Annotated in this window: 15 protein-coding genes; 9 read left to right on the top strand and 6 right to left on the bottom strand. The window is 44.0% G+C overall.

Annotated elements, in window-relative coordinates:
- Window positions 1-99: 99 nt before the first annotated feature.
- A complete protein-coding gene (locus tag AC6R05_RS14180) occupies window positions 100-1,218 on the top strand; it encodes a flagellin (RefSeq protein WP_500647760.1) in 1,119 nt (372 codons plus the stop codon).
- On the opposite strand, the gene AC6R05_RS14175 is transcribed toward AC6R05_RS14180, so the two are convergent.
- Complete coding sequence (locus AC6R05_RS14175) at window positions 1,215-2,063, bottom strand: sterol desaturase family protein (protein ID WP_500647759.1); 849 nt, start codon at window positions 2,061-2,063, stop codon at window positions 1,215-1,217. The genes AC6R05_RS14180 and AC6R05_RS14175 overlap by 4 nt on opposite strands.
- A 64-nt stretch (window positions 2,064-2,127) precedes the next feature.
- Window positions 2,128-3,165, bottom strand: coding sequence for a DUF2804 domain-containing protein (locus AC6R05_RS14170; RefSeq protein ID WP_500647758.1), 1,038 nt, complete (start codon window positions 3,163-3,165; stop codon window positions 2,128-2,130).
- Window positions 3,166-3,352: 187 nt separating this feature from the next.
- On the opposite strand from AC6R05_RS14170, the gene AC6R05_RS14165 reads away from it, so the two are divergent.
- The 3 genes from AC6R05_RS14165 to AC6R05_RS14155 all read left to right on the top strand — a co-directional run bounded on the left by AC6R05_RS14165 (window position 3,353) and on the right by AC6R05_RS14155 (window position 7,116).
- Window positions 3,353-4,411 carry an AraC family transcriptional regulator gene (locus tag AC6R05_RS14165; RefSeq protein WP_500647757.1) on the top strand — a complete coding sequence of 353 codons (1,059 nt, stop codon included), beginning with the start codon at window positions 3,353-3,355 and terminating at the stop codon, window positions 4,409-4,411.
- Window positions 4,412-4,552: 141 nt separating this feature from the next.
- Window positions 4,553-5,074 carry a DUF2058 domain-containing protein gene (locus tag AC6R05_RS14160; protein WP_500647756.1) on the top strand — a complete coding sequence of 174 codons (522 nt, stop codon included), beginning with the start codon at window positions 4,553-4,555 and terminating at the stop codon, window positions 5,072-5,074.
- Window positions 5,075-5,511: 437 nt separating this feature from the next.
- Window positions 5,512-7,116 (top strand): BCCT family transporter, encoded by a 1,605-nt coding sequence (locus tag AC6R05_RS14155; protein ID WP_500647755.1) that lies wholly within the window; start codon window positions 5,512-5,514, stop codon window positions 7,114-7,116.
- Window positions 7,117-7,329: 213 nt separating this feature from the next.
- Here AC6R05_RS14155 and AC6R05_RS14150 read toward each other — a convergent pair whose 3' ends face one another.
- Both AC6R05_RS14150 and AC6R05_RS14145 read right to left on the bottom strand, forming a co-directional pair.
- Window positions 7,330-7,518: a hypothetical protein gene (locus tag AC6R05_RS14150; RefSeq protein WP_285467110.1), complete on the bottom strand. Its 189-nt coding sequence runs from the start codon at window positions 7,516-7,518 to the stop codon at window positions 7,330-7,332.
- A 261-nt stretch (window positions 7,519-7,779) separates the two neighbouring features.
- Complete coding sequence (locus AC6R05_RS14145; protein ID WP_500647754.1) at window positions 7,780-8,670, bottom strand: LysR family transcriptional regulator; 891 nt, start codon at window positions 8,668-8,670, stop codon at window positions 7,780-7,782.
- A gap of 119 nt (window positions 8,671-8,789) precedes the next feature.
- Between AC6R05_RS14145 and AC6R05_RS14140 the strand changes: the two genes are divergently transcribed.
- Both AC6R05_RS14140 and AC6R05_RS14135 read left to right on the top strand, forming a co-directional pair.
- Window positions 8,790-9,764 (top strand): aldo/keto reductase, encoded by a 975-nt coding sequence (locus AC6R05_RS14140; protein ID WP_500647753.1) that lies wholly within the window; start codon window positions 8,790-8,792, stop codon window positions 9,762-9,764.
- A 9-nt stretch (window positions 9,765-9,773) separates the two neighbouring features.
- Window positions 9,774-10,169, top strand: a complete 396-nt coding sequence (locus AC6R05_RS14135) for a GlcG/HbpS family heme-binding protein (protein ID WP_500647752.1) — start codon at window positions 9,774-9,776, stop codon at window positions 10,167-10,169.
- A 105-nt stretch (window positions 10,170-10,274) separates the two neighbouring features.
- On the opposite strand, the gene AC6R05_RS14130 is transcribed toward AC6R05_RS14135, so the two are convergent.
- Together AC6R05_RS14130 and AC6R05_RS14125 are read right to left on the bottom strand one after the other, a co-directional pair.
- On the bottom strand, window positions 10,275-11,648 hold the full coding sequence (locus AC6R05_RS14130) for an L-cystine transporter (RefSeq protein ID WP_032548861.1): 1,374 nt from the start codon (window positions 11,646-11,648) through the stop codon (window positions 10,275-10,277).
- Between the two features lie 185 nt (window positions 11,649-11,833).
- Window positions 11,834-12,529 (bottom strand): NAD(P)H-binding protein, encoded by a 696-nt coding sequence (locus tag AC6R05_RS14125; protein WP_500647751.1) that lies wholly within the window; start codon window positions 12,527-12,529, stop codon window positions 11,834-11,836.
- Window positions 12,530-13,136: 607 nt separating this feature from the next.
- Between AC6R05_RS14125 and AC6R05_RS14120 the strand changes: the two genes are divergently transcribed.
- From AC6R05_RS14120 to AC6R05_RS14110, 3 genes are all read left to right on the top strand, one after another.
- Complete coding sequence (locus AC6R05_RS14120) at window positions 13,137-13,748, top strand: flavin reductase family protein (RefSeq protein ID WP_500647750.1); 612 nt, start codon at window positions 13,137-13,139, stop codon at window positions 13,746-13,748.
- Window positions 13,749-13,893: 145 nt separating this feature from the next.
- Window positions 13,894-14,940 carry a nicotinate-nucleotide--dimethylbenzimidazole phosphoribosyltransferase gene (cobT, locus tag AC6R05_RS14115; protein WP_500647749.1) on the top strand — a complete coding sequence of 349 codons (1,047 nt, stop codon included), beginning with the start codon at window positions 13,894-13,896 and terminating at the stop codon, window positions 14,938-14,940.
- Window positions 14,940-15,749, top strand: a complete 810-nt coding sequence (locus AC6R05_RS14110) for an adenosylcobinamide-GDP ribazoletransferase (RefSeq protein WP_500647748.1) — start codon at window positions 14,940-14,942, stop codon at window positions 15,747-15,749. The genes cobT and AC6R05_RS14110 overlap by 1 nt, the downstream gene beginning before the upstream one ends.
- Window positions 15,750-15,753 lie beyond the last annotated feature (4 nt).

Here is a 15,753-nt window from a genome sequence, read left to right as displayed (position 1 = left end):
GATATATTAAAGTTGGCTCATAAAGTGCCGATAGGTTATTAAATGCATAATATTCATGTAAATTATTGATGTTTTTATAAATATAACTAGGCGTACAGTATGGCTATAAATGTAAATTCAAATGTATCGGCTATGGTAGCTCAGCGGTTTGTAAATAATGCCAGTTCCCAAGTCAGTACTTCAATGGAACAGCTGTCATCAGGCTACAAAATAAATAGTGCTCAGGATGATGCAGCAGGTCTGCAGATATCGAATCGACTTAATGTACAAAATCGAGGTCTTGAGGTGGCAGTAAGAAACGCTAACGATGGAATCTCTATCGCTCAGACGGCGGAAGGCGCCTTAAATGAGACGACCAATGTACTCCAAAGGTTGCGTGATTTGTCTCTACAAGCTTCGAATGGCTCGAATTCAAAAGATGATCGGCTTTCGATTCAAGCCGAGGTTACAGCGCTTAATGATGAGCTCAATAGAATTGCGGAAACGACTTCATTTGCTGGTTCAAAGTTGTTAAATGGCTCGTTTCAAGATAGATCGTTTCAAATTGGTGCTGATAGTGGAGAGGCGGTTGTACTGAGCCTACAAAACGTACGATCTGACAGCCTTTCTGCTGGTGGCATGTTTTTGCGGACAGCTGAGGGAAAAGCTGATGACTGGACCTTACCTCGAGACGCATCACTAACAGTTGATATAGCTGACGAATATGGTTTTGAACAGGTGACGTTTGATTTGAAGAAAGGCAGCGACCTAGAAGAAATCGCGACAAGAATCAATGGCCAGCAGGATATTGTTAACACATCGGTTGATGGAGAGGGACGACTACAAATATTTTATGGGCCTGACTTTAACGTTAATCTCGATGGCGATTTCCTTGAAATAATGGGCGCACCAGAATATCGCTATGAGACTGTGTCTAATATTGATGTAACTTCTCAAGGTGGTGCCCAAAGGGGAATTGCTTTGGTCGACCAGGCTTTAGAGTATGTTGATTCGCATCGAGCTGAACTTGGAGCTTTTCAAAACCGGCTTGGGCACGCTATCAGCAACCTAAACAATATTGATCTCAATGTGCAGGCATCAAAAAGTCAAATAAGGGATACAGACTTTGCAAAAACAACAACAGAGTTGACCAAATCTCAAATACTACAACAGTCTTCTAGTTCAATATTGGCACAGGCGAAACAAGCTCCAAACTCAGCTCTGAGCTTGTTGGGTTAATCAGACGGTGGCGTGAACATCATTTTAAGCTTTTCACGCCAGCTATATTCACGGTTTCTGAGGTCTTGAAAAATCAGTTTCCACTCTTGGAAGGTGACAGTTATAGGGTTATCGCTGTTGACAGGCTTAGTGGTGCCGTAACGAACGGTTTCCACTTCCGGTTCAAAAGTGCCAAACAGTTTGTCCCATATGATGAGCACGCCTGCGTAGTTTTTATCAATGTATTGTGGATTACGACCATGATGAACACGATGGTGAGAAGGCGTGTTGAACACCCACTCTAAGAGACCTAATGTGCGTATCCATTGTGTATGAACGAAGAACTGTAAACCAAGGTTGAGAAGTACGACGAATACTACCCACTTAGGCTCAAATCCAATGATCACCAATGGCAGCCAGAAGACCCACATGCCAGAGATTGGATACATCAAGCTTTGACGGAAGGCAGTACTAAAATTCATTCGTTCAGAGCTATGGTGGGCAACATGCGATGCCCACATCCAGCGTGTTCTGTGACTCGCTCGGTGGAACCAGTAATAGCAAAAATCTTGCAATATCATTAGACAGAGAAAGCTGACCAACCCCATTTCAATCTCGATGAGTCGCCAACCAAAGAGCCAAAGATACAGGTGAGCAACCAATAGTCCCGTCACCAAATCGGAGAGCTGATGCATTCCTGCCAGAGTGAAATTGCAAGCGACTTCCGTAACGGTATAGCGCGAGTTTTCAGGTAAGTGTCCCTGCTTTTGACCAATGAAATACTCAGCGAGCATACAAGCGATGAAAAGTGGTGCAAGTACCACGAGTAACCATTCTGGGTTGTTGATGAGTGACTCTATGTTCATCGGATGCCTCGGTATGTATTAGTAACAGTTTTGGGTAGATAGGTTTATTGGGTAGTAACTTCGCTTACCAGCACGCAAAATGATCTTCAGTTAATCCAAGTACATGCTCGAGCTGGTGTATGACCCCATAGTTATCTGTTATCGAGCCAGAAAAGTGGCCGATAAACTGACGAAAATTGCTCTTAAGCACAATCAAATTGAGTTTTTCACTGCGTTTATTGCAAGGCGTAAAAGTCAGATCAATTCGTCGATCTTCAGAGTGAATCTGCCAAGGTTGAGTGATGTCATCACGGTTAAACTCAAAGTGGACGACAGGGAGGAGATGTTTTATGCCCTCTATCCAAAGTGTGTTCTCACACGTCCCAGTCTCATTTACGCCTGCCGCCAGATTTAACCCGAATCGAATCAGTTTTGAGGACTCTCCAATAAGATGCGTGTTAATACTTGCCCAGCGCCAACTTGTTTCCCGGCGCATATAACCAGCTGAAAAATCGTAGCCTCCTAAGGCGTGCTCAAGGTCCACTTCATGGTTGTTAATGGTCAGGTTTCCACTTACTGAAAGCGCGTTGTGTTTCTGGGTATAGGTCCAGCCCGAGTAGCCAGTTGGTGTTGCCATTGAAAGCGGCTGACTATCTTCTTGACCTAGGAGCTCAAGGTTGGCTTGAACATGCTTAGTATTTATTTCTACTGCCCAATTACCTTTATTAATGCTGAATTGGATTTGGCCTCGAGCAATTTGGGTGACTCCTTGGTAGGGAGAAGATGTTATTGCTTTGTCTAGAGACAGTGGGCGAAGCCAAGACTGCTCTTCAAGACTGTTTTCGTTGATGTTGTATACATAGCAGAATGCGGAACCCAGATAGCGAATATCGGCGATCGCAACACCGATGACATAGTTTGCAGCAACCACGCTGACAAATTGGAACTGCTTATAATGAAAGTAGCGTTGCCAACGACTGGCTGGATTATCCATGACATTGCGATAATCGAACCTCTCGATATTGAGCTCGTGAGGGATTGTATCGAACTGACCGACAACAGGCTTGCCCTGAGAATCAATAATACTTCTAGGTGCTTTTCGGATGATTTCAGGTTTAATCATGATTAAAGTTTACATTGCATTAACATGATGACTATTCTAGTGAGCCAATTTGCGAAAGGTTAGGTCATTAGCGGACATTAAACAGCTTGCCATCACGCTGTGTGATTTGGATATGGTAAAGTTCCAATAGAGAGGCCAACTCAATTATTGATTAGAAGGGAAGCCGACGACGGATTATGGAAGAGTCATGACAGAAGAGAAAATATTGGCGGCATATCAACCAAGTAGTGCCCATCAACCATTGGGAAGTTTAGATATTGCGTTGTTGCTTGATAGCCTAGAATCACGAGGCATCGACTGTAAAGCGTTGTTGTCTTCCCTTGGCTTAGCCAACATTGATTGGCAAGACCCTAATATTCAACTTAGCTTTGCCGACAAGTTGATTGTGTTCAAGGCGGTGAATCGTCTATTGCCTCAAGAAGGGCTGGGCTTATGGCTTGGACAACAGGCGAGGTTGAACCACTTTGGTGTGCTGGGTTACGTGCTGGCGACGAGCGCAAACGTATTGGAAGCCGTTAAGAGTGGCTTCAAATATCTTCGGCTAAACGGTCCAATATTCTCCGTGGTACTGATTCAGGACTCTGATGAAGCGATCATCCGAATCGAGAACTCGTTGGATATCGGCGAAATGTTGCCTTTCTGCTGTGAGTATTTCTTCAGTTCTATTGTTTCTCTTTTCTATCAGTTGACTCGTCAACCTCTGAAAGTTAATGAGCTACGTCTTTCTTATCCAGAGCCTATCTACGCTTTATGTCGCCATGGAGACAAATACCAACAACGGTTTGCTTGTAATGTTGAATTCAACCAAACGTTTTGCGAGCTCCGTTTTAATAGTGATTTACTCCATGAGCCATTGCCGAGTCACGATGCTGCATCCTTAGAGCATTATTTATCTTCTTGTCATAGCATCATGGCAAGTCTAGGTTCTCCCTCAATCTTTAGTAATCAAGTGAGAGCGATGCTTTATCAAGAACCTGGTCAGTTTCCAAACATTGAACAATTGGCTGGTGAATTTGGCTGTTCTTCACGAACATTGCGAAGGGAACTCTCGAAAGAGGATACGAGTTATCATGATTTGCTTGCTGAAGTCCGCCGAGAATTGGCCAAGGAGTTGCTGCTAAATACCGACATCAGTGTTGAAGATATAGGGGAACGTCTTGGTTATAGCGATTCTGCTAATTTCAGACGTGCATTTAGGAGCTGGATGAAACAGACACCAGCGCAATTTCGTCAACGTTTGTCCTAATTTAGACGCTAATTAAGCCGCGGCAATCGCGAGTTTAGATATTTGACTCTTTATCCTTGTCATAAACCGAGTAGAGGATATAAACAGAATGACAAAAAACAGGTATGATAGTGCCGTTTTTAATCCTGAACTGGGAAAGTCATGGCAAAGTTAACACTCCAAGAGCAGATGCTAAAAGCTGGCTTGGTTAATGAGAAAAAGCTGAAAAAAGCAAAAAAAGGCTCTAAGAAGTCACGTGTTCAAGCTCGCGAGGCGAAAGCAGCAGCTGAAGAGAATCGTTTGGCGCAACAAGCGAAAGATAAAGAGCTGAATCAACAAATGAAAGAGAAACAGCTGAGTAAAGAGATCAAAGCTCAGGTGAAACAGTTGATTGCGATGAACAAGATCGAGCAAAAAGATGGCGAGATCAAATACAACTTTACTGACGGTACGTTGGTTAAGCACCTATACGTCGAAGAGCTGACTCAAAAGCAGCTAAGTAAAGGTATTTTAAGTATTGCTCGTGATGACGAAGGGTACGTGATTATCCCAACCAGCGTTGCCAACAAGATTGCGATGCGTGACGAAGAATCTATCGTTGATACTCAGGCGGCTTCAGAAGAAGAAGTTGATGAAGATGACCCGTACAAAGACTTCGTCGTGCCAGATGACTTGATGTGGTAATCAAGTACTAAGCCTTAAACGATTTAAAAATGCAGTTGTACTCGTATGAGTCAACTGCATTTTTTTATGACTTGAGTAAGACAATGACCGCAAATGCGAATGCCCTAATTAGCGTTGTTTGAAGTGAATAATGCACTTGGTATGAGCAAGAAAATTAATTTGTACTCTAACTATTTTTTGAAAAAAGTTACCACTATTTAGTTCTTTATAATCAGATAGTTATGCTGTCTCTGGTGGGTTAGTGCGCAGGCTTTGCCAAAAAAATGTTTTATTCTGTGTTATAATACCGACCTCGGGATTGAGTAAGACGTCGTAAGTGATTGATTAAATTCACTTATTTTTACCCTTTTATATGGTATGGCGCGCTGATCAAATTTTAATTGGATATGGAGTTGGTCCTTATATTCGGATTGTCGAATATGTGTGCATCTTAATTTATGAGTTTTAAGTCAAAAAAATACAGTATAGATTCAACAGATTATCAAGTCGGTCAAGACAACATTAACAAGTGGGGCATGGATGTCCACAACACGGTTTTCACTGCTTCTGCAGGCCTTTCAATTCTCTTCATCGTAACACTTCTAGCAATGGCACCCGGCGATGCAAAAGCTGCAATCGACGCGGTGAAAGGCGCAGTACTTGCGAACTTCGATTTCCTATTCATGTGGGGCGCGAACCTTTTCCTTATTTTTGCTATTGGTCTGGCATTCTCTCCATTGGGCAAAATTCGCCTAGGTGGCGAAAACGCAACTGCTGACTACACAATGGCTTCTTGGATTGCGATGCTTTTTGCTGCGGGCATGGGTATCGGCCTTATCTTCTGGGGTGTGGCAGAGCCTACAGCGTTCTTCACTAACTGGTTTGGTACGCCACTCAACGCAGAACCTTATACTGCAGCTGGCCGTGAAGCTGCACTGGGCGCGACAGTATTCCACTGGGGTCTGCATGCTTGGGCTATCTATGGTATGGCAGCGCTTTGTCTAGCGTACTTTGTTTACAACAAAGGTTTACCACTATCGATGCGTTCAGTTTTCTACCCAATCCTTGGTGACAAAGTTTGGGGCAAAACAGGCGACGTGATTGATGTGATGACAGTTCTAGTAACGCTATTCGGTCTAGCGACTTCTCTAGGACTAGGTGGTACGCAAGCAGCAAGTGGTATCAGCCATGTATTTGGTCTTGAGAACAACTTGTTCCTCCAGCAACTGATCATTGTACTGATTATGGTACTGGCAATTGTTTCTGTACTTCGTGGTATGGACGGTGGTGTAAAATTACTAAGTAACCTAAACATGGTTATCGCATTTGTTTTCCTAGGTTTCATCGCGGTGCTTAATTTCACTACGGTTCTAGATTCAGTCGCGACAGCGGTAACAGGTTATGTGAAAAACATTATCCCGCTGAGCCAAACAACGGGCCGTGAAGATACGACTTGGTTACATGGTTGGACCGTATTCTACTGGGCATGGTGGGTAGCATACGCACCGTTCTTCGGTATGTTTGTAGCGCGTATCTCTAAAGGTCGTACAGTTCGTGAGTTCCTACTTTGCGTGCTTATTATCCCAACGATTGTTACTTCAGCTTGGATGTCTATCTTTGGTGGCGTGGCGATTGAGCAAGTGATGGATAAGGTTGGCCAACTGGGTATTGATCAGGGTATCGCTGATGTTTCTCTAAGCCTGTTCTACATGCTAGATGCTTACCCACTAGGTAACATTCTATCTGTGATTGCAGTTGCGCTTATTATCGTATTCTTCGTAACGACTCTTGACTCTGGTTCTATCGTTATCGATGGTATGACTGCAGGCGGTAAGCTAGAAGTGCCAGTTCGTCAGAAGGTTATCTGGGCAATCATTTCAGGCGCAATTGCGATGGTAATGCTGTGGATTGGTGGTACACAATCAATTCAAGCGCTGCAATCAATTACAATCATTGCGGCTCTGCCGTTTACTATCATCCTACTACTAGGCTGTGTCAGCCTGATTAAAGGTCTTCTAACAGAAGTTGATCAACCAAAAGTAGCAGCTGATACTGCGAAATAATTACGTGTTGTGAGCTTAGGTGATGCTTTTCAGAATCCTGAGCTACACCATTAGAGTTATCAGTAACACTTAGAATGAAAAACGCCCTTGTTTCTTCAAGGGCGTTTTTATTTGTCTAGCCATCGCTATGAATCACGTCTAAAAGGGCGATGGGCCATCGAAAGATGTTAGTGACGGTAAGCTGATAGTCGTTAAAAGGGCTTCAGCTAAGGATTACCTTTCTGGGATTCGACTATAGACATTGCTATTCACATTAAGGTTGTCAGACGAGAGTTCGGCCAACACACGTTGTTCGTACTGTTCATAGCCATCGAAGCGGCATTCGCCGATCTCATTTCGTGGGCACACCTGTACATGGTGTCTTTCGATTAATTCGGTCGAGCAGAACGGGCAGTATTTCATACATCCTCCTGATTGTACTCATTGTCTCAATGGGTAGCTTCAGTAACGCAAATTCATGTTTCGATTTGATGGCACTTTTAAGTCATGACTTAAACGAGTGATGTGCATTCCAGTGCGTACACAAACACGTTGGCTATCACAACGTTATTCGAAAGGGGACGCACAGACGATCACCTGAACCTTTGTTGAAAGGTAACAAATTGTGTCGTCTGGCGTTATATTCACTCTTCTGGGAGCAAGGTAAGCTGCTGATAAATAAAGTTACTTTTCGATTTTATGCTCTTCGAAGTAGTCTTGAACGAACTGCACAAAAGCTTTATGTTTTCTGGCTGGGTAGACCATTTGAGGATAAAACAAGTAGATGGAATTGCCGTTTGCGATGCATTCATGAGTGAGTAGTGGTGTTAGGTTTCCTTGCTTGATCTCTTCAGCGACGTAATAACTAGCGATACGAATAATGCCGCTGCCACGCACAGCCTGTTGCTTTAAAAGGTGGTTCTCGTTGCTTGAGAGCCAACCAGAAACATGCACGCTACCACTGTTAAATGGCCATTCATGTTGGTGTAGGGTCGCAAGACATTGATGATTTTGCAGATCGTCGAGTGAGTTAGGTTCACCGAACTTTTCTAGATAGCTCGGCGCAGCAACGAGGTCGTGTTGATACGAAAATAGCTTTTTAGCCACCATGTTTTCTGGTGGCGTGTTGGTGGCGCGAAATGCTATGTCGATATCTTCGCGGTTGAGGTTGTATGTGGTGTAGCTGCTGTTTATCTCGAAATAGATGTCCGGGTAAAGCGCTTGAAAGCGTTGGCACAGGTCAGAGAGAAAGACCTCAGTAAACATCTTGGGCGCGGTGATTCTTAGCACCCCTTTAATCGCTTCATGTTCATCAGATACACTTCGCTCGAGATCGAGTACTTGAGAGCGAATAACCAAGCCTTGAGCAAGCGCACGCTCGCCTTGAAGCGTGAGTCGGACACTGCGTGTGGTTCGAACCAGTAACGGGCACTCTAAGTCACTCTCTAACCGTTTTATCTGTTCGGATAAGTAACTTTTTGAAATACGGAGTTGTTCTGCCGCTTTGGTGAAATTGAGCTGTTGAGCAAGCTCAACAAACAACATCAACCTTTCTATTCGCTTGTGCTCATTCATGTCTTATCTCCAGTATCGATTTGTTCATTATAGCGAACAATCATTTCGGATTCAGGCTATTCTGTTTTCCTCGTAGAACAATATGATTAAGGCTGATTTTATGAATACGAGAATGAATAATGAAAAACGTACTTCCTTTGTCAAAACACCTAACTAATGTCAGTGAAATTGCATACGGCTGTATGGGGCTAGGCGGCGGTTGGAACGACAACCCTGTTTCTCAAGACGATGTGTACCAAACACAGGCTATTATCGAAACGGCAATGGCTTCAGGTATTAATCTTTTTGACCATGCTGATATCTATACATTTTCTAAAGCTGAACAGGCGTTTGGCCGAGTATTAAAGAGCCAGCCTGAGTTGCGCGATCAAATGTTCCTGCAGTCGAAGTGTGGAATTCGTTTTCAAGGTGAAGGTAACGTTGGACGTTATGATTTCTCAGCACATTGGGTACAGAGTTCAGTTGATGGCATTCTTGAACGCTTAAATACGGAAAAGTTAGACGTACTCTTGCTACACCGTCCTGATCCGCTGATGGAGCTCGATGAGTTAGCTCGTACACTCCAAGATCTGCATTCATCGGGCAAGGTAGAACACTTTGGTGTGTCTAACATGAGTGGCCATCAAATCGAGTATCTACAATCTGCTCTTGACCAACCTCTAGTGGTTAATCAGATGGAGATGAGCCTTGCGAAACTGGATTGGCTCAACGATGTTGTTCTGGTTAACTCTCAAGGCTTGAATGAATCGGATTGGGCTCCGGGTACGCTAGAATACTGCCGCACCAATGGTGTTCAACTTCAAGCATGGGGCTGTTTGGCGCAAGGACGTTTTTCAGAGCAGGGCTTAAATTCTGAGGATGAAAGTGTTCGAGCGACTTCGAAATACGTTCAACAGCTTGCTGAAAAATACAGTGTGACTAGTGAAGCGATCGTATTAGCGTTTCTTCTGCGTCATCCAGCCGGTATTCAACCGGTGATCGGTACAACTAACCTTGACCGAATTCGTGCAAGTGTTGCTGCGAGTAAGGTTAATCTAACTCGCGAAGAGTGGTACAACCTATTTGTTTACTCTCGTGGCCAAGCTCTACCATAGGTGATAACCATGCTGACTTCAAACAAAGCTCAACAAGCTGTGGCGATGGCTATTGAAATCGCGACTCAAAATCATCAGCAAATTGCCGTCGCTGTTTGTGATACTCACGGTGAATTGGTTTCATTCGCTAAGATGGACGACGTAAGTGTTCAGGCTGGCCTGTTAGCAAAAAGCAAAGCGTATACGTCGGCACGTGATCGTCAACCAAGTGGCAATTTAGGTGAGTGGGCACGAGCGACCGGCAAGGATATCGGTTATTGGAATGATCCGAATATCACTGGCTTTAAAGGTGGCGTGCCTATCGTCGTTGAAGGCCGTGTTGTTGGAGCAATAGGAATCAGTGGCTTGAGTGAGGAAGAGGACGAACTGCTTGCTATGTCGAGTATTTCTGAGCTCGATCTTTAGTCTTTTTGTGCTTGAAATAAAAAACCGATGCAGTGCGCATCGGTTTTTTCGTTTTGGCTTGAATGAGTTTACATAACTTATCTTAAGTCGACGCTTTCAATCCAATTACGCTTGAGCTTGCTGAAGATCGTTTTGCTCTTCTTTGTTACCTAGAATGCGGCTTGTAATTGTGCCTGCCGTCATTGCACCAGATACGTTAAGCGCAGTGCGAGCCATATCGATAAGTGGCTCGATAGAGATAAGCAGAGCAGCGATAGTTACAGGTAGTCCCATTGCAGGTAGTACTATTAGTGCTGCAAACGTGGCACCGCCGCCTACGCCAGCGATACCAAATGAGCTTACTGTGATGATGGCAATCAGCGATAGGATGAAGTTGATGTCCATTGGGTTGATGCCCATAGTTGGCGCAACCATCACCGCTAGCATTGCAGGGTAGATACCCGCACAACCGTTTTGACCGATTGTTGCACCGAATGACGCTGACAGGTTTGCAATCGCTGGTGGTACGTTAAGTTTAGTGATTTGCGCTTCAACGTTCAGAGGAATTGTTGCTGCCGAACTGCGTGATGTGAACGCAAACGTCAGTACTGGCCAAATCTTCTTGAAGTATTCTTTCGGGTTTACGCCAACAAATGAAACCAATACGCCGTGTACTACAAACATCAGTAGAATAGCTACATAAGAAGCGACGATGAAACCAAGTAGGCTCAGAATATCAGATGCGCTTGATGTCGCGACAACTTTCGCCATTAGAGCTGCAATGCCGTATGGAGTCAGAGCCATGATCATCTTAACAAGGCGCATCACAATAGATTGCGCGGCTTCTACGAAAGTACGAATCGGTGACTCTAGTTCTTCTTTCTCTGCCATCACTTTACGTGCTGCAATACCTGTTAGCACACCAAAGATAACAACAGCGATGATAGACGTTGAACGTGCGCCAGTAAGATCAGCAAATGGGTTAGTTGGAATGAAGCTAACCAGCATTTGAGGGATAGTCAGGTCAGAGACACGGTCGGCGCGAGTTTCTAGTGCTGCTAGACGTGCTGTTTCACGTGCACCTTCAGTGAGCCCTTCTGCAGACAAACCAAATGCTTGAGTCACAATGATACCGATCACGGCCGAGATAGCGGTTGTAGCTAACAGTACAGAGATGGTGATTCCTGAAATCTTACCCAGTGAACCGCCTTTTTCTAATTTCACAACAGCGGCAATCATAGACACTAGTACCAGTGGCATGATGACCATTTTCAGTAGACCCACGTAGCCGCGGCCAACAATGTTAACCCAGTCTAAGGTTTCTTTAATGATCGGGTTACCTTCGCCGAATAGCAGTTGTAGCCCAAGACCGAAACCACTACCAAAGACAAGACCAAGTAGAACTAGACGCGAAAGTGTGTGTTCTTTTTTCTGCTGTCCGTAGAGAAAAAAGAGAATACCAGTGAATACCGCTAAGGCAGCGATAGCAGGGAATGACATTGAATTTCCTTATGAATTACTTCAGAACGATAGGAAGCCTAGATATATAGGCGTGAGTACTGTTAGCTAAAATAACGTTCTGTAACAAAACGTAAAATAAGGAAAAGTAATTTGATAGATCAATTAGTCATATCTAAAAGAGTGGTTGTTCGGATATTCAACAGAGTGATGTTTCAGTCATCAATTTAGCGATATTTCGCCAAAAAATTGAGCATGTCACTCGAACTAAAGATTTCGACATTTTTGAAATTATTTTCGAATAATTTAAACAGCATTGTCTTGGCAACAGCCTCTGACTCTATTGGGCGAAGGTTTTTTAAACGACCAAGCATAAAAGGTCTGAAAAGAGGAGAGAGTGTTTGTAGGAGCTTTTCATCAGATCTTGGCTTCGTTCTATTACCTAGTAGTGGTCCAGGCCTCGCAATAAACAATTGCTTGAAACCAATACGAATTAAGTTTTGTTCCATCTGTCCTTTGCATTTTAAGTAGTGTGAGTAAGAAGTGGGAGAAGCGCCATAGCTGGATACAACGGCAACGCGCTCAACACCCAAAAACTTCATCGTTTGAGCGACGTGAGTCACCAATTCTACATCTACCTTACGTAATGCTGATTTTGAGCCTGCCTGTTTTATGGTTGTACCCAGGCAAATAACACCGAGCTTTGGTCTTGGGTGATTATCGTTCCACTGGGTGACATCGAGGTCGTTGTTGATGATTTGGACCAGCTTATTTGAAGCGAGCTCTGTTACTATTTGAGAGCGAGTGAGTGTATAAACGGTTTTTACCGAAGATTCATTTAACAGGTGTTGCAATACATGACCACCAATTAACCCCGTCGCGCCTGCTAAGATAACGGAAGAATTGTCTCCTTGAATGGACATGCGGACTCCTTAGTGAGTAGAAATGTAGTGAATCTATAATACTGAGTACTTTAGTTTTGGAACAATCTACTCAGAAGATCCAGAAAAATCCGTGAATTGCGCTACAAATTGTTCATGTTTACAGCGAGTTGGCATCTGACGCAATAAAACAAAAGCCCGCGGGGAGCGGGCTTTCTGGCTTGCGCTGGAGACGGGCGCTTGCCTAAGTGAAGGAGAGTGGGATTTTCTTCACCTTTTTGCTTTGTTTACCAGATTTATTCGGCTTTCTTCTACTTTGGTTAGCGAACATAAAGACCTCCTAAATCTTATTTTGCTAAATGTGTACCTCAGCTTTCGTTCCTTGAAAGCCGTACACTTGGCTTTTCATAGTGAGTGACTTAAAGCACTTTAATAGAAGCATAACTGATGCCAACTTTTAAGTGATTGATTTTATTGGAATGCAATATTGAACGGTCCAGGATTGTTCAAATTGACAGTCAAAATGAGATTTTTGAGTCGATTTTGTTCAATTCGACAACAAACACGGAGTCAAAAGGGACTTATCGATAGATAGATTAGGCGATAGCAAGTACACTGATTGTTACTTTGTCACAGCCAAGGATGCGCGATGAACCTCCAGTTCGATACTCTCTCTGCAAATGAAATCTACCACCTGATGACTCAAACGGTTGTACCTCGTCCAATAGCATGGGCGTTAACCAAATCAAGTGGTGATGTATTTAATCTTGCTCCGTTTTCCTACTTCGCTCCAGTATCGAGCCAGCCTCCATTGTTGATGCTTTCTGTTGGAAAAAAGCCGACAGGTGAAATCAAAGACACAGCCAAAAATGCAATAGAAACCGGTAAGTTAGTTATTCATATTGCGTCTGAATCCTCTGCGGAAGTAATGACGGCTACAGCTGCAACACTCGAGCACGATCATTCTGAAGTACAAGCGAACGATATTGAGTTAGTCGAGTTTGAAGGTTTCTCTTTGCCTCGAGTTAAATCTTGCTCAGTGGCGTTTGGTTGTACGCTGTTTGAAGTTAAAGAAGTGGGAGAGGTTCCACAAAGCTTGGTATTCGCAAAGGTTGAAGCGGTATACATTGCTGAAGAGATTATCGATCAAACCAGTGAGCGATTGAAAATCGATGCGCTAGCGCTAAACCCGTTGTCACGCCTTGGTGGCGGTGAATACGCGACGCTCTCTAATGTTTTTTCGGTAGCGCGACCAAAATAATCGAAAGCAGAGTCAACGATGGGCTCTGTTTTCTGGTTTTACTATGTAAGAAACTATTTTTGTACGTAAGAAACTACTGCTCTCTCAGCAAAAGCAGTCATTTAACGATTAAAACTTCAAATCATCACATTGGTAAGTCATTTCCATGCTAGACACTCAACACTCGGCGTTTATCCAAAATCGAATCGATCAAAAAACCAAACCATTGGGCGCTCTTGGCCTGTTAGAGAAGACAGCTTTTCAATTGGCGTTCATTCAAAGTCAACAAAGCCAAACACCGGCTGAGACAATTCAAATCACGAAGCCTTCAATGTTTGTTTTTGCTGGCGACCATGGTATCGCGGATGAGGGGGTGAGTATTGCTCCGAGTGCTGTGACTCAGCAAATGGTATTGAACTTTGTCCATGGTGGCGCAGCGATTAACTGTTTCTGTCGGTTAAACGATATTGACCTAACCGTTGTGGACGCAGGTATTTTACAAGCCATCGATACCAGCGCGATTTCGGGCAGCAATACCGCAGTATTGGTCACTCAAAGGTTGGGTAATGGTACTCACAACTTTAATCAACAAGCAGCTATGTCACTTGAACAGGTCGAGAAAGGGATCAGCTATGGTCAGTCTTTGATTGAAAGTAAAATCGCGCAAGGCTGCAACCTCGTTATGTTTGGTGAAATGGGCATTGGCAATACCAGCAGTGCTTCGGCAATACTCAGCGCACTAACTGGGCTAGATGCAAAAGAGTGTGTTGGTCTTGGTACTGGAATAGATGACCAACAACTTAAACGTAAGCAGCAAGTGGTTGCCAACGGTGTCGAGCGCTGTGAAGGCAAATCTGCAGAGCAAGTGCTTGCTGAAGTGGGTGGCTTTGAAATTGTACAAATGGTTGGTGGGTTTATCGGCGCAGCAAAGGCGCAAACACCGATTTTGGTAGATGGCTTTATTGTCTCGGTAGCTGCGTATGTGGCGAGCTTAATTGAACCAGCATGTCGTGATTACATGTTGTTTGCGCACAAGTCTCAAGAACACGCACATCAATATGTATTGAGTGAATTAAATGCTGAACCTATGTTGGACTTGGGACTAAGGCTCGGTGAAGGTACGGGTGCAGCATTGGCACTGCCTTTGATTAAGGCCGCCGCTGAGTTCTACAACAACATGGCCAGTTTTGAGAGTGCTGGAGTGACGGTGTAATGAATCAGTCTGAGACAAACAGCGGCTTTAAATATCAGTGGCAACTGTTTTTGTTGGCACTGGGTTTCTTCTCTCGTCTACCTGTACCCCATAATACGCCTTATTCGGAAGAGCGTATGAATCGAGCCGGGCGTTATTTTTCGACGGTCGGCATTCTGCTCGGTCTATTGTGTGCGTCCGTCTATGTTTTGCTAAGTTTGTTCTTACCCGTTGACGTAGCATTGACCCTTATGATGGCATTTAGCTTAATGCTGACAGGTGCGTTCCACGAAGATGGCCTGACAGATATGGCCGATGGTATTGGTGGAGGCATGACCCTTGAGCGACGCCTAACCATCATGAAAGACAGTCGTATTGGTACTTATGGCGCTTCTGCATTGATTATGGCTCTGTTAGGTAAGTGGGTGTTTCTGAGCGAGCTTATTGAGCAAACAAGTACCGCAGATCTTTTCATGATCTTGGTTTCAAGTTACGCATTTAGTCGAGCCATTGCAGCGTCGCTGATTTATGACATGCCTTATGTCAGCGATCCTGATACCAGCAAGAGTAAGCCATTAGCCAATAAGCAGACGCGCACTGAAACTCTATTTTTGATTACCATTGGATTAATACCGAGCTTATGGTTTGGTATCGAATTTAGCGCTTTGTTGTTAGTCATAGGCTATGTCGTCCGTACACTGCTTAAACGTTGGCTAACGCTGCGTATTGGTGGCTTTACTGGAGATTGCTTAGGCGCCGCGCAGCAGCTGGTCGAACTTTCAACTTACTTGCTGTTTATCGCTACGTTTTATAACGGACTTATGGGGTAAACAC

The organism is Vibrio sp. R11-SG3-ISO9, assembly GCF_059834255.1.
The sequence above is the reverse complement of the archived record's forward strand: the minus strand, read 5'-3'. Positions and strand labels throughout refer to the sequence as shown.